This is a genomic window from Citrobacter sp. T1.2D-1 (assembly GCF_950098555.1).
In the GTDB taxonomy this organism is placed as follows: domain Bacteria; phylum Pseudomonadota; class Gammaproteobacteria; order Enterobacterales; family Enterobacteriaceae; genus Citrobacter_A; species Citrobacter_A telavivensis.
The window spans coordinates 1-17,092 of record NZ_CATNHH010000021.1; the positions used below are offsets into that span (position 1 = coordinate 1).

Here is a 17,092-nt window from a genome sequence, read left to right on the forward strand (position 1 = left end):
TGATTACATCGAAATGTTTTATAACAGTAAGCGTCGGCATGGTTCTAGCGATCAGATGTCACCGACAGAATATGAAAACCAGTATTATCAACGGCTCGGAAGTGTCTAGATTATCCGTGGCGATTCACACACCGGATTGACAGTCAAATTCCCGCCCCCGGAAGGTTAAGACAAGTAACCGAAACCGAAGAGCCAGTTTGGTATCCATTATAAGGGGTATTGGTGACTCTCCAGCCATTGTTCCCGTCGCTATAGACCTTTTGAGTTCCTCCCAACGGGGCGCTGAAAAGATATGTCCAGGAGCAGTACGCATGTATTCCGATATACTGATCAATAACATTTTGTCCGATGTTATAGACCTGTGTGGTGAACTTGACTTGGCCCGATCTCCACACACCGGATTGACAGTCAGTTGTCAGAAACACACGGCAACGCAATTTGCTTGCCCATTACCAACCTTTGGAGCCGACAACGTCCATGTGCCATTTGCGTTTCTAACCAAAACGCACGCTCGGTAATTGTTGTAATCGAATCGCGCCTGAGACAATGCACAATATTTATGTTGCCCAATATTACGTGATTGACCGGAGCTGATATCAGGAGAGAAGAACAAATCACCGATTTCAGCATTGCCTTGCCACACACCGGATTGACAGTTAGCTAAATGGGCAGCAAAACGCATCGACATGCTCATCATCAACATAGGATGGAATCTGAAACCAACGGACAGATTGAACTATCCATCCCGCAGGGCATGAAGCCGTTTTATAACCGCCAATGTTATCATTGGCATTTGGAGCGGAAACCCATTTACAGGAAGAATTATTGATTTTTCCAGCTCCAGTCCACGCACCGGATTGACAGTGGTATGTGATATATTTCTAATCTTTTTAGGAATATGCGATGCAACTCAGACAGCGAATTAAGAAAATGGAGCTGGGTGTAGCTCTTGATAAATATTACGGTTGTGCATCTGTGCAAAAGCGGGGCCATCTGCAGGAGTTTTATCGGATAAATGTTATAAAGCGTTCAGCTCTTGCCAGGCGATACATGCATGAGATTACTTCGGTTGATATTGCAGAATACCGTGATCAGCGACTCTCTGAAGTAAGTAGTAAAACGGGGCGAACTAATAGCCCTGCAAGTGTCCGACTTGAACTTGCGTTGCTATCTGCCCTTTATAACCTTGCTCGAATTGAATGGGGAACATGTACTCATAACCCTGTTGAGCATGTACGAAAACCACCGGCCTCCAAAGGGCGAACCCGAAGATTGACATCTCAGGAGGAGCGAAAGATTGGCAGGGCGCTGGCAAAACGAAATATCGAGTTGGCAGCCATTTTTCTTTTGGCCCTTGAAACGGCTATGCGTCAGGGGGAGATCCTCTCACTTCGCTGGGAGAATATCGACCTGCACATTGGCATCGCTCATTTACCTCTCACTAAAAATGGGAGCGTACGGGATGTTCCGTTGTCGTTTAAAGCAAGAAAGGTATTAAGAGAGTATTCCGGCCCTCTATCCGGACCTGTTTTCAGTTATACATCCAATGGGTTTAAAAGCGCCTGGCGAGAAGTTATACAGGCTTTAGGCATTGTCGATTTGCATTTTCATGATCTACGACACGAAGCTATAAGCCGTCTTTTTGAGCTCGGAACACTGAATGTCATGGAAATTGCAGCGATATCAGGACACAAGAGCCTGACGATGCTAAAACGCTATACCCACCTTCGTGCGACGCAGCTGGTTAGTAAACTTGATATACGTAAACGACAGGCGCAGAAACTGGCGGCGATCTTTGTTCCGTATCCTGCTGAACTTGAGAGCAGCAATAACGGTATTGTTTTACGCTTCTCTGATCTTGAACATCCTTCACTTGAAGCGCAAACAAAGGAAGACGTTATCCAGAAAGCCTCTTTTGAGCTTCTCAGAATTCAGGCTCTTGCTGCTCGTTCTGGAGAACGACTCCCTCCACCAGGCAATATCAAAGCTAATGACCCAACTCGTGTGCTCATTAATCCGCTCTGAAATTTTGCGAACCCCTGGATTCAAACACATCTAAAACAAGGACGTTTTTAGACAGCGCTATTATGATAGTGGCCTTTCCAGATGATCCCCTCCGACCTGGTTTCCCCGCCGAAAAAAACTTCAGAAATGGCAGATGAGTTAATCATCGCCATAGAATGACGTTTTTTGCACCTTATGGCTGTTCTGCGCAGCTATAAGGATTTTGAAATGTCAGTCAGTCAAGTCGTCCCGGAAGAAGTTATACCTGAAAATCCAGAGGTTACTTCTTCGAAAGTTGTGCCTGCTGAGCCAGAGGCTCGCCGGTTGGTTCCCATTAACCTGAAAAAAATAGTCCGGATTGGAGGTCTGGGATTCCTCATTGTTTCTCTTGTTGGTTCTGTGGCCACGATTGTGATCATGGCACAGCAAATCTCTGATCTGAGTATTCGGGTGAACTCCCTGGATGCCGCTTTTCGCAGCGGTCAGATGAGCCAGTTGTCTGGTTCGGTTACTTCGCTCGAAGCTCAAAGCCGGAAACACGAGAAGCAGCTCGAGTCTGTCTCATCAGGGCTTGAATCAGTACAAAACCAGTTAGCTGATTTTCAGGGGGAACATTCAAAATTAACAGGAAGCATTAACAAACTTTCCTCAGAAGCCCTGGCGCGGCGTACCGCGATAGACGAACACTCTGAACGTATTGATGACATTAACTCACGGTTGTCACAGGTTGAATCGCGAGTTGCCGGGCTGAGCAAAGCTGAAAGCAACACTTCTCAGAAAGAATCGAAGCAGAACCAGCAACCAGTCACTAAGAGCAAAACATCTTCAAAATCCGGGACAGGCCAGATCGTAAAAAAGCCTGAGCGGTCAGTCAGGCGCGCAGCTGTTGAAGCACCGTTTGTACTGACCGGCATTGAGCGGCGCGGCGGGCAGATGTTCGCAGTCGTCATCCCCCGTGGAAATTCCCAAATATCAGATATGCGGTTGCTTTCACCGGGAGACGGGATGCTGGGGTGGACGCTTCGTTCTATCCAAGACAGTGGTACTGCTGTTTTCAGCGTGAACGGTACCCAACATAGTTTACAGGTTCAATAAGAGACCAGACATATGAAGCATCAGATGAGAAGAATTTTGATGGCAGGTGTACTTTCCTTGCCGCTGTGTGTGGCGGCATCAACAGTTACCACTCAATCGAATCAGAGTCAGCAAACATCCCTGCAGGCATCATCAGCAAACCAGGTTCAGACGCAGCAACAGGGTCAACAATGGGGGCTTTCAGATGAGGACTGGAGTCGCTATCAGTCGTTGATGAAAGGAGCCAGAGGCATTATGTCCCCTGGTCTTGATCCTCTTACTGCCCTGGGCGTCGAGACAGATAATTCATCTGAGCGCCGTCGGCTGGCTGAATTGTGGGTAAAACACGAATACGCCCGTACCGAGAAAGAACTCGCATTTCAACGAGAAATAAACACTGCCTGGCTTCGTCTTTATCCTGAAACATTGGCCGTGAATATGGGGAATGCCGCGGGTATCGCTCATGACACACAAGGAAGACTGGCGTTATTTGTCAAAGAGTCATGTTCACGCTGTGATGCCCGGCTTGCTGCTGTTATCGCCGACAACAGACCGGTAGATATTTACCTTGTCGGAAATGACGTGAGCGACGAAAAAATCAGATCATGGGCAATAAGCCATGGCATACCAGTCGAAAAAGTGCGTAATCGGCAAATTACCCTAAATCATGATCGCGGTTTGTGGCAGCGCTATGGGCAAGGTCAGATGCCAGTTATTTTGCAGCAGGGAGAAGAGGGATGGCAAATTGCCGCATTCTGAAACTGGCTTGCTGTTTATGGTTTGTCAGCACTGGTTGCCTGGCGGTCGTGAATGTAAATAGCAGTGTTCAGGTAGTTCCGCAGGCTTATCGGGTCATTGCTGCTGCCGAGCGCGTTCCGGCAGAATCGCTTTACTCGCTGGCGATGGCCGAAAGCACCCGTAAAACCGCATGGGGGTCTAAACCATGGCCCTGGACTATTAATGTAGCAGGGAAAGGATACCACTTTGAAACCCGCGAGGAGGCCTTTGCGGCACTTCTTGGATTTATGCAGCGCTACCCTCTCAAGCGTATCGATGTCGGTGTAGCCCAGGTCAATCTTGGGTGGAACGGGCATCTTTTCCCATCCTTTCGTGATGCTTTTGATCCCTACACAAATCTTCGTGCAGCGGCCCGAATTCTCCGTGCCTGCTATGACGCTCAGCCTGGAAGCTGGATTAAAGCTGCTGGCTGTTATCACCACCCGGCCGGTGGTAAGCCGGCAGCAAAATATATGGCTATCGTACGCCGCAAGCTAAGTCAGATCGCACCTGATATTAAGGTCCCTGAAGGGGGGCCGGTTGCTCTGGCCAGTCACTCATTAACCTGGGTTGAACCTCAATGAAAAAAAATATCGATAAATATTTCAATGGCATCTTTTGTGTATCACTGCTTACAGCAGCGTTTAGTTGTTTTGCTTCGCTGACAGTGGTCGGGGATCTGGGCGGGGAGTCAACCAGACCATTATTCGAGGCGATTAATTCAGGTGAGGAGTCGCATTTGTCCGATGTTTCTTCCTTGCCTGAACCACCGTCATCGCTGTCTATTTCCGATATGTTGCCCGTTAATACACCGGAAATGACACCCGGAAAGGTGACGTCTCGCCCTCTGCAGTTACCCGGTTTGCCCCCTGTTTTTGTGATTGGCGATGATGATATTTCCCGAGCCTGGCTGCGGCAGCGTGGTGCTGAACTGAAAGGGATGGGCGCCACAGGAATGGTAGTGAATGTTACGACTGAAAGTGCGCTCAACACGCTTAGAGGACTCTTGCCAGGTACTGAGATGGTCCCTGTTCGCGGCGGTGATTTGGCAAAGCGATTGAATCTGACGCATTACCCTGTCCTGATTACCGCTGATGGATTAGCGCAATGACCACAGTGGTTTTCATATTATTGGCTTTCATTTCACTCACAGCTTTTTGGCTGCGGTGTAATACAAGAAGTGCCCGTGTCCGCAGACATCAGCGTAATCGACAGACGGCTAACAGGGTGTTGCTAAAACTGCCTGAGCTGAAAGCGGGGCAGCAGGTTTTATATTTACGGAAGATTAATCCCTATGTTTTCGAGGAGATGATTCTGACCGCCATAGAGCGGCGAGGAATACCGGTCAGGCGTAATCCGAGTTACAGCGGTGATGGTGGTATTGATGGTCAGTTCTGGATTGGTCAGGAAAGGTGGCTTGTCCAGGCTAAACGATTTGCCAGTGCTGTTCGTCCTGAACATGTCCGCCAGTTTGGTGAGTTAGTCCGACAAGAAAAATGCAGAGGTCTGTTTGTACACACAGGACGAACAGGTTTTATCAGTTTTAAGTATTTCAGTGATTACCCGGAAATTTTGCTCATAAGCGGGTCTTCCCTTTTGCTACTGCTGTCTGGTGAATCCGTTGAACATGTTCTCCGGCCATTAAAAAAGAGGTAATACAGATGAATTTTTCCACATCAACATTACCGTTTATTGGTTCGGTGTGGCTTTTGGTTTCTTTCCGGATTTTCATATTCCGGTCTGTATTGATTTCTTTGCTGATGTTTGGGTTATTTCTTTTCTTTTATTTATTTCTAGCCGTATTCCGCAAGGCCACAGATTCTGCTCATTTATTCCTCAAACTCAATGATAAAACTTTTGCTCTGTTCCAGGGGAGGGCTTTTATATGAGCGACAAGTACGTGATGGAATCCCTCCTTCGCCCGGCGGTTGAACTGTATTCCGCTGCGGCGGCGGGTAGCGCAACCTTTATTTGCCTTACGGCCCCCTGGGCTGTCGCGCTCGCACCATCGGTCAGTTGGGTGACCGCCGCGGGGTTTGGTGTACTGGCGCTGAAGCGTACATCTGAGGGGATGAAAATACTCCGTTACCGCCAAAACATTCGCCGTTTGCCCCGATATGTACTGACCAGCGAGCAGATCCCCGTCAGCCAGCGGCACTTGTTCCTTGGCAAGGGCTTCCAGTGGTCTCCCCGCCATACGCAGCGTCTTCTGGAAGCGAGGCGTCCGGAGTGTGAGGTCTACGTACAACCTTCTGTTATTTATCGCCTGGCACGCGATCTGGAAAAAAAGATGGAGTACAGCTTGCCGTGGTTGTGCAGGCTGACACGAACTGATTCGGCGCTCAACCCGTTTCGCCCGTTGCCTCCTGTAGGAGGAAGCCCCATTTACCATGGTGTGGAACTGGATGAAACTACGGTCACCTATGATCTCGGAGAACGTGTAGGGCATACACTGGTTATCGGCACCACACGAGTCGGTAAAACCCGGCTTGCTGAGTTACTTATCACACAGGATATTCGCCGTAAAAACGCTGCAGGCGAGCATGAAGTTGTCATCGTGTTTGACCCGAAAGGAGATGCCGATCTGTTGAGGCGAATGTATGCCGAGGCACACCGTGCTGGTCGTCAGGATAACTTCTGGGTGTTCCACCTCGGATGGCCAGATATAAGCGCTCGCTACAATGCCGTTGGACGGTTCAGCCGTATCTCGGAAGTAGCATCACGTGTTGCAGGACAGCTCTCCGGAGAGGGCAATTCTGCTGCATTTCGGGAATTTGCCTGGCGATTTGTCAATATTATTACCCGCGCGCTGGTCGCACTTGGCCAGCGTCCTGATTACGGTCTCATACTGCGTTACGTGACAAACATAGGTGAACTGTACGAAACCTATGTTGAGAATATGCTGAGTGAAAAGGCACCACAGTTGCTGAGTACAGTCGAAGCGCTGTTAGGTAGCGGTATAAGCGAGAAGGATCTGCCGCGTCACATGCAGGGCAGGCCTAATGGCATGAATATCTGGGCTATTGAGCAGGTACTGGCCAGCGAAGAAGGAAAAAAACTGTGGGACCCGGTGCTGGATGGGCTACGTAGCGCTGTGCAATATGATCGAACGTATTTCGACAAAATTGTTGCGTCACTGCTGCCGCTGCTTGAAAAGCTTACAACTGGTAAAACGGCCGCATTGCTGGCACCTGACTATACGGACCTGAACGATCCGAGACCGATCCTGGACTGGCATAACATTATAAAATCGCGCGGCGTGGTTTATATCGGCCTCGATGCACTATCCGACCCTGTTGTCGCAGCAGCAGTCGGCAACAGCATGTTCGCTGATCTCGTTTCCGAAGGTGGACACATCTATAAATTCGGTCTCGGTGATGAGGATGGCAGAAAAAGTTCGAAAGTGGCGATAAATCTTCACTGTGACGAGTTTAACGAGTTAATGGGTGATGAGTTTATTCCTCTCATCAACAAAGGGGGTGGTGCGGGCTTCCAGGTGACTGCATATACGCAGACTCTTTCGGACATCGAGGCCCGTATAGGCAGCAGTGCTAAAGCGAATCAGGTAGTGGGGAACTTCAACTCATTGATAATGCTCCGTGTGCGTGAAAAAAACACTGCCATGCTCCTGACCGACCAATTACCGGAAGTTGACGTCTACCAGAAAACCCTTACATCGGGTGTCACTGACGTATCCCGGCCGGGAGAGGGTACTGATTTTAACAGTAACGTTCAGGACCAGGTCAGTCTGGTTAAAGTCCCGATGCTCAACCCTTCAGACGTTATCAACCTGCCGAAAGGGCAGGCATTTGCCCTGCTTGAAGGAGGGCGCCTGTGGAAAATCAGGATGCCGTTGCCGGCTGATAACGACGATCCTTACATGCCCGCGAGCCTGAAGCAGCTGGCTGACAACATGGAGCAGAATTACCGAACTGGAGAATCCTGGTGGACAGGCGGTGATGCGGCATATTCGGGGGGGCAAAATGTCTCAGCATGACAGAGATACTGCCAATCGCAGTTCGCCATCCCGACAGAAACAATCCGGACCATTCGGCATGTTGCTCTGGGATTTGCCTGTCAGTTTAATTGGCATTCTGCTGGGGTCGCTTCTGGTTAGCCTGCTGATCGAATATGCCTGCATTGCCTTACTCTGGCCTGACGAAGGTGCTTCACACAGCTACCGGGTGATGGTTGCAGAAAGCCACTGGTTGTCGGAAGGGTACACGCGGAGTTTACTGATGGCAGCGCCGGTTGAGACGATTTCGCGGTGGGTACATACCGCCTGGAACTGGTTGTTTGTCGATAGCGGATTCAGCCATTGGCTTCAATCATTCAGGGAAACTGGTCAGAAGGGGACTGGAGTTATCCCAACGATTAACCGGTTCGGTGACTCACTAATCGGCTGGCTTGGGGAGTACCTGCAAGCTACGCTCTGGGTAACTCTGATTTTCTTCATCAGGGTGATGATCCTTTTCCTGAGTCTGCCTCTGTTCGGCCTGGTGATTATCACCGGCATAGTTGAAGGGCTGGTCCGTCGAGATTTGCGTCGTTATGGAGCTGGATATGAATCGAGCTTTGTCTACCATCACGCCAAACGTTTTATTAAACCCGCACTTTACGGCCCCTGCATGTTGTATCTGGCCTGGCCGACTGCTGTCTGGCCAAATCTCCTGTTGCTGCCATCAGCATTATTACTTGGCGGTGTTCTGGCCATCGTCACGGCGTCCTTTAAAAAATACCTATAGCCCAGGAAGTAGCTGTTTCGGGAATTCCCCGGAGCCCGCTTGATGTCGCGGGCTTTTTTTTTGAAGGTTCATCTGTATTAACTGGCTCACTTTGTGGCATTTAATTTTCTGACCTTCATAAATATTTTCCTGCTGCCAGCATGTCCTGTTTGCGTCAATCTCCCGACGACAAGTTATTAGGGAGAGTCGCAAATGCGTCACACCACAATCATCCTGGCAATGTTATTGCCCGTTCTGCCGGTGCTGACCTGCCAGGCGTCAGAAAAAGATGAGCTGGCACTCGTGATGCGCCAGCTGGATCAGGTTCAGGCTGGCCTTGATCGCGCCCGCGTCGTAGCCAATCAGAATCAGGACGCTCGCTTTTATTTCGACTATCAGCAGGCAACCCGTGACATCTCAACGATGAGGCAGGGCATATCCACTTATCTCGAGCCGTCGCGCGCGCAGCCAACAGCACCCTCCACTTTAGTCACCGGGCAGTACCGTGCTGAGGAGCCCTCATGGCGATGAATGGCTCTCAGCTAAATGGATGGAGTGCGGGCACCGGAAGCAGCCTCACGCCCGGGCAACTGAACCTCTTGATCCTCGGTACGCTCGCCATCGTCGTTCTCCTTTTCAGCGCATGGGCACTGGTGCAGGCCTACCGTGGCCTGGTCAGTAAATCAGTGACGTTCAGGCAGTTCAATGAGCTGCTAATTCGACTGATTGTGCTTTATCTGCTGACCCTGTTTCTGTTTTTCCACTGAAAGGATGACTCAATGAAATTCACTTTCTTCAGGCATTTTCGTTCTGCCTATTCCCGTGCGGGATATTTGTTGCTTACCGGTCTCTTAACTGCAAGTCAGGCTATGGCAGACTTGCCAGCTGTTGAACAGCCAACATCTGGAGGCGGTGGCGGAACCTACAACACCGTTATGGGCTACATCAAAATGGGGGCACTTGCGATAGGGCTTCTCGTATGTGTCGGTGCTTTTTTTGCCGTAGCGCATGCCGTGATTACCGCATTTCACGATATCCGTCGTGGTAAGGGGGAATGGACTCAGTTCCTGGTCTATCTGGTTGTCGGCATCATCCTCATCCTTTTGGTTATTTACCTCGCAACTAAAGCTTCAGATATCCTGTAAGGAGCCCATATGGCCGTCATTGATTTCCTCCCTGACAGACTGAACAACCCCCCCGTGGTCTGGAAAGGGTTCACATCCGGGGAGTTTGTGCTGGCGGCCGTCATCGGTGTTATTGCCGGTATCCCTCTGGCAATACCGTTAGCTCTGGTTCCTTTTGTCGGATGGCTGGCTTTTCCGACGTGCATGCTGCTGATGCCTCTGTTGGTCATTTTTTTTGGCGGCAACTGGATTGCCAGCTACAAGCGCGGTAAGCCAGAAAATTATATCTGGCAACGTCTGGAGGAATTGCGCTGCCGTGCACGTATGTCCCGAACCATGATTCTGGATAGCAGGGCGTGGGAACTTAAACGAACGAAACCTGTTCCGTTGATGCGCGGAGGGAAAGTATGAGTCGTTTTCGTAACGGTATAACCGCCCGCGATAATCATATTATTTCGCTACGTATCGCTTGTGTTTTGCTGGCTTTGGGACTGTTCGTCACCAGTCTGGGATGGATGCGAGCACCCTCGGAGCTGACAATTCACAACCCACCTGACCTGCGTTCCGGCAGTACCCGAAAATGGTGGGAGGTCCCGCCATCTACGGTTTACAGTTTTGCTTTTTACATTTTTCAGCAACTGAATTCCTGGCCGAAAAATGGGGAAGCTGACTACACAGCCAAAATTGCCCAAATGAGCCCGTATTTGACGCCGTCCTGTCAGGATTTTCTCAATAAGGACGCCGAGATGCGCAAGAATAATGACGAGCTGCGCGATCGTGTACGCGTGGTATACGAAATCCCCCGTCGTGGTTACAGTAACCGCAGCGTGACCATCATTGATGAAGATCATTGGGTGGTACGGCTGGACCTGGTAGCTGACGAATATTTCCATACCGAACCCGTTAAGCGTGCCCTGGCGCGTTATCCAATGAAAGTGGTTCGCTGGGAAGGTGACCCAGAGCGAAATCCGTTTGGACTGGCACTGGATTGCTATGACAGCGCGCCACAAAGACTTGAGGCGATCTCCTTGCCTGAGCCAGAACAAAAGTCGGGAGCATTCAATTGAAAAAATTCTCAGTGATCCTGCTGACCCTGGTACTGGTCTCAGCCGGAGCTCGTGCTGTTGAGCTTATGAAATGGGAACGGATACCTTTGCAGATTCCCCTGACTGTAGGGCAGGAGCGAATCGTTTTTGTAAACAAAAACGTGCGAGTGGGGTTTCCGCCCACACTCAACGACAAGCTGCGTATTCAAAGCTCCGGAGGTGTAGTTTATCTCGATGCGAAAGAAGCCTTTCCGGTGACGAGACTGGAACTTCAGAACAAGGAAAACGGGGAAATACTTCTACTTGATGTTTCTGCTGCCCCCGGTAAAACCACGCGGGAACCTGTCAAAATTGTCTACGACGGAGAAGTGGCTACCGCTTCGGCGACCGATAAACAGACGGTCAGCAGTGATGGGGACAGTGCCGGCCGTCAGTCGTCGGCAGAGGCAAATGCAGAAAGCCGGAGGCCCGCAAAACTCAATGCGCCGCTGCCCGTTGTCCTGACTCGTTATGCCGCACAGAACATGTATGGACCGTTGAGAACGGTAGAGCCCGTACCGGGAGTAAGTCAGGTTTCACTGAAGCTTCCTCCCCGGATCACCACACTTATGCCCTCTGAGTCCGTCAGCGTCACGCCGATGGCTGCCTGGAGTCTGCAGGGCAGCAGTGTAATTGCGCTGCAGGTGCGTAACCGATCAGCAGTAAAGGTCATCCTCGATCCTCGTTCGCTGCAAGGTCAGTTTACTACTGCGACTTTCCAGCACCGTTGGCTGGGGCGTGCCGGTACACCGGAAGACACGACAGTTCTATATCTGGTTACTACAGGACGTCCCGAAAGTGCCTTTATTGCTGAACAGCGTTTACCCGAATCTGAAGGAAAGGAGAGTAAGCGGAGTAACCGAGGAGCACATAAATGAAAAAGCCTGCTTCAAACCTGCTTGTGAAAATTGCTGTTCCCGTCGTAGTGGTGGGCGCCATCATGATTGGGGTTAAATCCTGTACAGATAAAAACGATAAAAATGAAGCAGGCCAGAAAACCTCTAATGTCGCCCTGAAGGACCTTACACCAGAAGATCTCAAAGCGCTGGGTGTGGAAGGTGACACCGCGCAGGATACTTTGCGTACCCTGGTTGGTAGTTACCGTAAGGTTCAGGGGCGCCTTGACAGCCTTGAAAGCGATAATAAAACGCTTGCTGATGAAAATAAGGAGCTGAAAAAAAATAGCACCAATGTTGATCAGCAAATCAGCCAGGCTGTGGGGCAAGTTCGTTCCGAAGAGGCTCAAAAACGTGCACAACTGAGTTCTCAGGTTACTGATCTGAGTTCGCAGGTGAACCAACTTCTTGACCAACTCAAAAATGGCTCCTCCGGCTTAACGGCAGGAAATAAAGGTAACGTTGCAGGCAGCGATATTCCAGTGGGACTGGGTTATGACAATGGACTGACCGGAGGCACGGGAAATCTATCTCAAACAGATGGCAACGGGTTGCAATGGGTTGAGCCGAAAGATGGTATTGCCACGGATGCGAATGGTCGACCTGTCTCAGATAAAAACAGTAATAACGCGACTGGTTTTTCTTTTGCCACCTCCTTTGGCGCTGCAGGTGATGCAGCCAGGCAGGCAACGTCAGCAGTAAGTACAACGGTCCAGAACAACATTCCCGGATCTGAAAAAAATGCTGCCCCTGTTTATACCCTTCCGGAAAACTCCACGCTTGTGGGTAGTCGGGCCATGACCGCGCTGTTGGGACGTATTCCCATTGATGGCAAGGTGACTGACCCTTACCCGTTCAAAGTGATGATCGGAAAAGACAACCTGACGGCAAATGGCATTGAATTGCCTGATGTACAGGGGGCGATCGTTTCGGGAACCGCTACGGGGGACTGGACGCTTTCCTGCGTACGCGGCGCCATAACAAGCATCACTTTTGTTTTTACTGATGGCACCGTTCGTACGCTTCCTTCACCTGAGGGGCAAGGCAGTAATGGTGGTAATCAGAACAGCCAGGGTGGGAATAACAGCAGTATTGGCTGGTTATCAGATGACAATGGCATTCCATGCATTTCAGGTACCCGAAAATCAAACGCTTCTACTTATCTGCCAACCATTGCCGCACTTGCAGCTGCCAGCGCAGCTGGGGACGCCGTGGCTGAAAACCAGAATACCAGCCAGACCAATGGCTATGGTGGTGTGACGTCTACGCTGACGGGGGATGCCGGTCAGGCCGTGTTGGGTAAGGCGTTATCCGGCGGTATGCGTGAGACCGTTGACTGGGTTAAAGCGCGATATGGTCAGACTTTTGACGCGATCTATGTACCGCCTGGACAGAAAGTGGCTTTACATATCACTCGTCAGTTGGCGATTGATTATGAAGAAAAAGGCCGCAAGGTGAAATATGACGATTTCAGCCTCGCTGGTAGCAGCACGGGCATGGACTGATGGGGATAAAGATGCAGAACAATAAAAACCTCGAGTATCGGGTGGACTATACGCCACTGGGTGGCCGTCTCTTTGCCGGTTTTGTCAGGTGTGATAATGGCAAATGGGAAGGTAGCAGGCATGAAGTCACCGAACAGGCCCTGCTCGCTGTCGGAAAGAAGCTTCTGAGCGAGGGAAATGGAATGCAGATGCAGCTGCCTGATGGACGAGTGATTCGTCTGTCAGCTGTCATCAGTGATTCGGATGAAGCGGAGGTGCATGTTGCTCAGTTTTAATCATCTGGCCACCGTTATGTTGGTCGTTGTATCGCTTGCCCTCTCGGGTTGCAGTACGTCAAAAGAGGAAATGTTGCCGCCTGGCGACAGCACCATGCTTGAATTATGGAACGATGGTGCATCGTCAACTCATGCTACCAACGAGAGCAGAACAACACTTCGCCGGCCAGTTACAGACAGCGAACGTGAGATCAGTCAGCAGGTCAGTAACAGCTACAGCCGCACCCAGGAAAATGAAATTCAGCAGACGTTTCCGCGTCTGCCAAATCCTGACATGGTCATGTATGTTTTTCCGCATCTGGCTGGCGGGAACACGCCGGTTCCAGGCTACAGCACCGTCTTTCCTTTCTACAGCCAGGTACAGTATGCGTTGCCTGGTGAGCGAACGGAGGATCTCTGATGGCTTTCCCTTTATTTAGCCGACGTCGAGCGTCTCAGGATGCTCATCAGTACGGTAACGGTCCGTTTTCCGTCAGTGGGTATGAACCGCTTACCCGGGAAGGGCAACTGACTCATTCAGATGAAGCGCGTCTGTATTCCACGGCACCTTCCATTATCGATCATGTTCCCTGGGGTGAGTATTTGCCAGAGCATGAATGTATTCTGCTTGACGATGGCGTATCCGTTGGGGCCGTGTATGAGATTATCCCTGTGGGCACTGAAGGGCGCCCGGAAACACGTCTGGACGAGATCTGCAATATCGCTGAGAACGCCCTACAGGACAGTCTCCCTGAACTGGATGATCACCAATGGGTGGTACAGTTTTTCTGCCAGGATGACTCTGATCTCTCTACTTATATGGATACTATCAGAGGCTATGTCAGGCCAAGAGCTCAGGGAACTGCATTCACGAAAGCCTGGCTGGCTGAACAGGAGCGCCACCTAGAAAATGTGGCGGTGGAACAGGGGCTTTTTGTAGACGAGGCTGTCACAGGGGCCGCCTGGAGAGGGCAAATTCGCAGAACGCGCATGGTGGTTTACCGTTGGGTTGAGACACCTTATCGTGACCCCATGCCACCGGAGGTGCTGCTGAAACAGGTCTGCGATCGCCTGACTGCAGCACTGAGCGGTGCCGGTATCCGGTGCGAAAAGCAGAACGGCGAGCAAATCCATAGTTGGCTGTTGCGCTGGTTCAACCCGGCGCCGGCGTGGGTCGATAAGAAAACATTGTATCGTTGCGCAAAACACTCCGATCATGCACCGGGCGATTTGCCTCTTCTGAATGATTTCAGCGAAAGCCTCTGGTTTACCCGCCCGCGAAGTGATGCCGAAAGCGGTGTGTGGTGGTTTGATGATGTGGCACATAAAGCTGTTCCGGTTGCCCGCCTGCGTACTGCACCTTCTACCGGTCATCTGACGGGGGAGGTAAAACGTGGTGATAATGTGAATGCCATTATGGATCTGCTTCCGGAAGGGACAGTTCTGGCCATGACCCTGGTGGTTCAGCCTCAGGACAAGCTTGAAGAAAGTTTTGCGAGCCTTAGCCGCAATTCAATGGGGGAGAATGTTGATTCCCTGCGTGCTCGCGAAGACGCTGCTACAGCGCGTAATTTCCTGGGAAACAAACACAAGCTTTACCGTGCGGCCATCACACTGCTTATCAAGGCTCAGGACAAGGAAACACTCGATAAACGGTATCTTGATCTCAGCAGTAAATTACTGAACTGTGGGATGGAACCGATAAATCCAGAACACGATATTGGTCCTCTCAGCAGTTATATGCGTGCGTTACCTATGTGCTTTAACCCTCAAATGGATAAACACAACTGGTACACGCGCCTTATGTTTGTACAGCATTTTGCATGTCTCGCCCCTATTTATGGTCGCGACACCGGTACTGGTCACCCGGGGCTTACGTTCTGGAATCGTGGTGGTGGCCCCCTGTCCGTAGATCCACTTAATAAAAATGACCGTACCCAGAATGCGCACCTGCTGCTTTTCGGGCCGACAGGTGCCGGTAAATCTGCCACTGCGCTCGATAAACTGGCTCAGATGGTGGCAATCTACCGCCCCCGTATATTTTTGCTGGAAGCGGGTAACAGCTTCGGTCTGTTTGGAGATTACTGTAATTCGCTGGGGCTCTCAGTGCACCGTGTCAGTATCAAGCCTGGTAAGGTTATTTCACTTGCTCCGTTTGGCGATTCACATCTGCTCATGCAGGCGAAACCTGAGACGTTAGTGACAAGCGAAGAGGCCCTCCCTGACATTGATGAAGATGATGAGGACAAGGACGAAGAACGTGACATTCTGGGTGAAATGGAGATTGCAGCGCGGTTGATGATCACCGGTGGTGAAGCAGCAGAAGAGGAGCGAATGACACGCGCCGACCGCGGTATGATTCGTGAGGCGATACTCATTGCGGCTCGTAAAGCGTTTGACGAAAACCGCCAGATGCTACCGGAAGATTTAATGTTCTCGCTTGAGAACATTGCCCGCGATGTCAGCATGGGAGAAGACGGCCGCGAGAAACGCACGCCAGCGCGACGTGCGCGAGCTGAAGAGATGGCAGAAGCATTACGCATGTTTACCGAAGGTTTTGAAGGGGAGTTGTTTAACCGTCCGGGCGCGCAATGGCCAGAGGCAGACGTGACTATTGTTGATTTAGGTACGCTGGCGCGTGAAGGCTATGAAGCTCAGATGGCCGTTGCTGTCATCTCGCTGCTTAATACGATTAACAACATCGCAGAAAGGGAACAGTTCAGCGATCGGGATATCATTGTGCCAATCGACGAAGCGCATATTGTAACTGCTAACCCGCTGTTGGGCCCGTATGCAACCAAAATTGTCAAAATGTGGCGTAAGCTCGGATCATGGCTGTGGTTGTTCACACAGAACCTGGAGGATTTCCCTGACACTGCGAAAAAAATGCTCAATATGGCGGAGTGGTGGATCTGCCTCGTTATGCCACCTGATGAAGTTGAACAAATAGCGCGATTTAAGACGCTCACAGAAGAGCAGAAGGCGATGCTGTTGTCCGCGACAAAACTTCCGAGAAAATACACAGAGGGAGTTATTTTGTCCCGTAAGGTACAGGCGTTGTTTCGTGCGGTCCCCCCCAGTTTGTACCTGGCGCTGGGAATGACTGAAAAAGAGGAAAAAGCCGAAAGACGGGCCATTATGAATGAATTAAATTGCTCGGAGCTTGAGGCCGCATTTCACGTTGCGCGCCGCCTCGATGAGAAACGTGGCATTGGTACTATTCAGGGGACAATATGAAAAAACTGATTATGGCGACGCCGATCGTTGTACCGGACAAGGCATTTATTGCCTCTGTTATTTTTACCGTTCCGCCACAGGGTTCTGCCTCAGTCGGTGTGGCTGACAGTGAGTCGATTAAGCATCTGCAAGGGGAGATCGTTAAGAGACTGGAGCAGCCTGTATTGCTGTCGGTCTATCCTCACCGGGTTGGCCGGCGCAGCTGCGTTGCAGTCCACCTCAGCGACGTGCATGAGAAAACCCTGGATATCCTGATAACTGTTACCGGCAATACACTCTGGCCAGCAGAACAGGAGTACCGGTCGGGTATCCGATGGAATATCTGTGTACCCGATGCAACCGATATGCTCTGGGTTCTTAAGGAAATCGACAGGGTGACCTGTGACACCGGATGTGACTTATAACCCTCCGA

General features: G+C 50.7%; 20 protein-coding genes. All 20 read left to right on the plus strand.

The annotated features are described in order from the left end of the window. Positions 1 to 109: IS3 family transposase (locus QQZ17_RS15685; RefSeq protein ID WP_131023897.1), on the plus strand; the 109-nt coding region annotated here is incomplete at its 5' end. Between the two features lie 794 nt (positions 110 to 903). Then, entirely contained in the window at positions 904 to 2,025 is a 1,122-nt protein-coding gene (locus tag QQZ17_RS15690) for a site-specific integrase (RefSeq protein WP_152406011.1), read from the plus strand. Positions 2,026 to 2,232: 207 nt separating this feature from the next. Further along, positions 2,233 to 3,099 carry a plasmid transfer protein gene (locus QQZ17_RS15695; RefSeq protein ID WP_115190215.1) on the plus strand — a complete coding sequence of 289 codons (867 nt, stop codon included), beginning with the start codon at positions 2,233 to 2,235 and terminating at the stop codon, positions 3,097 to 3,099. A gap of 24 nt (positions 3,100 to 3,123) precedes the next feature. After that, positions 3,124 to 3,837, plus strand: coding sequence for a TIGR03759 family integrating conjugative element protein (locus tag QQZ17_RS15700; protein WP_032676698.1), 714 nt, complete (start codon positions 3,124 to 3,126; stop codon positions 3,835 to 3,837). Beyond that, positions 3,816 to 4,439, plus strand: a complete 624-nt coding sequence (locus QQZ17_RS15705; RefSeq protein ID WP_032676575.1) for a transglycosylase SLT domain-containing protein — start codon at positions 3,816 to 3,818, stop codon at positions 4,437 to 4,439. The genes QQZ17_RS15700 and QQZ17_RS15705 overlap by 22 nt, the downstream gene beginning before the upstream one ends. After that, the gene (locus tag QQZ17_RS15710; RefSeq protein ID WP_115190216.1) at positions 4,436 to 4,966 is read left to right on the plus strand and encodes an integrating conjugative element protein; all 531 of its coding nucleotides are present in this window, start codon (positions 4,436 to 4,438) and stop codon (positions 4,964 to 4,966) included. The genes QQZ17_RS15705 and QQZ17_RS15710 overlap by 4 nt, the downstream gene beginning before the upstream one ends. Next, on the plus strand, positions 4,963 to 5,511 hold the full coding sequence (locus tag QQZ17_RS15715) for a restriction endonuclease (protein WP_032676577.1): 549 nt from the start codon (positions 4,963 to 4,965) through the stop codon (positions 5,509 to 5,511). The genes QQZ17_RS15710 and QQZ17_RS15715 overlap by 4 nt, the downstream gene beginning before the upstream one ends. Before the next feature lie 229 nt (positions 5,512 to 5,740). After that, on the plus strand, positions 5,741 to 7,852 hold the full coding sequence (gene traD / locus QQZ17_RS15720) for a type IV conjugative transfer system coupling protein TraD (protein WP_032676579.1): 2,112 nt from the start codon (positions 5,741 to 5,743) through the stop codon (positions 7,850 to 7,852). Continuing rightward, the gene (locus QQZ17_RS15725; protein ID WP_042999112.1) at positions 7,839 to 8,600 is read left to right on the plus strand and encodes a TIGR03747 family integrating conjugative element membrane protein; all 762 of its coding nucleotides are present in this window, start codon (positions 7,839 to 7,841) and stop codon (positions 8,598 to 8,600) included. The genes traD and QQZ17_RS15725 overlap by 14 nt, the downstream gene beginning before the upstream one ends. Before the next feature lie 192 nt (positions 8,601 to 8,792). After that, positions 8,793 to 9,110 carry an integrative conjugative element protein, RAQPRD family gene (locus QQZ17_RS15730; RefSeq protein ID WP_001216596.1) on the plus strand — a complete coding sequence of 106 codons (318 nt, stop codon included), beginning with the start codon at positions 8,793 to 8,795 and terminating at the stop codon, positions 9,108 to 9,110. Then, a complete protein-coding gene (locus QQZ17_RS15735) occupies positions 9,101 to 9,346 on the plus strand; it encodes a TIGR03758 family integrating conjugative element protein (RefSeq protein WP_001251235.1) in 246 nt (81 codons plus the stop codon). The genes QQZ17_RS15730 and QQZ17_RS15735 overlap by 10 nt, the downstream gene beginning before the upstream one ends. Before the next feature lie 12 nt (positions 9,347 to 9,358). Continuing rightward, complete coding sequence (locus tag QQZ17_RS15740) at positions 9,359 to 9,724, plus strand: TIGR03745 family integrating conjugative element membrane protein (protein WP_000673116.1); 366 nt, start codon at positions 9,359 to 9,361, stop codon at positions 9,722 to 9,724. A 9-nt stretch (positions 9,725 to 9,733) separates the two neighbouring features. Beyond that, on the plus strand, positions 9,734 to 10,114 hold the full coding sequence (locus tag QQZ17_RS15745; RefSeq protein ID WP_000268263.1) for a TIGR03750 family conjugal transfer protein: 381 nt from the start codon (positions 9,734 to 9,736) through the stop codon (positions 10,112 to 10,114). After that, entirely contained in the window at positions 10,111 to 10,770 is a 660-nt protein-coding gene (locus tag QQZ17_RS15750; protein ID WP_000086096.1) for a PFL_4703 family integrating conjugative element protein, read from the plus strand. Before QQZ17_RS15745 ends, QQZ17_RS15750 begins: the two co-directional genes overlap by 4 nt. Then, positions 10,767 to 11,666 (plus strand): TIGR03749 family integrating conjugative element protein, encoded by a 900-nt coding sequence (locus tag QQZ17_RS15755; protein ID WP_046494127.1) that lies wholly within the window; start codon positions 10,767 to 10,769, stop codon positions 11,664 to 11,666. Before QQZ17_RS15750 ends, QQZ17_RS15755 begins: the two co-directional genes overlap by 4 nt. Beyond that, positions 11,663 to 13,189: a TIGR03752 family integrating conjugative element protein gene (locus QQZ17_RS15760; protein WP_042999115.1), complete on the plus strand. Its 1,527-nt coding sequence runs from the start codon at positions 11,663 to 11,665 to the stop codon at positions 13,187 to 13,189. The genes QQZ17_RS15755 and QQZ17_RS15760 overlap by 4 nt, the downstream gene beginning before the upstream one ends. Before the next feature lie 11 nt (positions 13,190 to 13,200). After that, positions 13,201 to 13,464, plus strand: a complete 264-nt coding sequence (locus tag QQZ17_RS15765) for a DUF7446 family protein (protein WP_306464055.1) — start codon at positions 13,201 to 13,203, stop codon at positions 13,462 to 13,464. Further along, positions 13,448 to 13,864 carry a TIGR03751 family conjugal transfer lipoprotein gene (locus QQZ17_RS15770; RefSeq protein ID WP_115190217.1) on the plus strand — a complete coding sequence of 139 codons (417 nt, stop codon included), beginning with the start codon at positions 13,448 to 13,450 and terminating at the stop codon, positions 13,862 to 13,864. The genes QQZ17_RS15765 and QQZ17_RS15770 overlap by 17 nt, the downstream gene beginning before the upstream one ends. After that, positions 13,864 to 16,680, plus strand: coding sequence for a conjugative transfer ATPase (locus tag QQZ17_RS15775; RefSeq protein WP_058799412.1), 2,817 nt, complete (start codon positions 13,864 to 13,866; stop codon positions 16,678 to 16,680). Before QQZ17_RS15770 ends, QQZ17_RS15775 begins: the two co-directional genes overlap by 1 nt. Continuing rightward, positions 16,677 to 17,084 carry a hypothetical protein gene (locus tag QQZ17_RS15780; protein WP_032676588.1) on the plus strand — a complete coding sequence of 136 codons (408 nt, stop codon included), beginning with the start codon at positions 16,677 to 16,679 and terminating at the stop codon, positions 17,082 to 17,084. The genes QQZ17_RS15775 and QQZ17_RS15780 overlap by 4 nt, the downstream gene beginning before the upstream one ends. Positions 17,085 to 17,092: the final 8 nt, after the last annotated feature.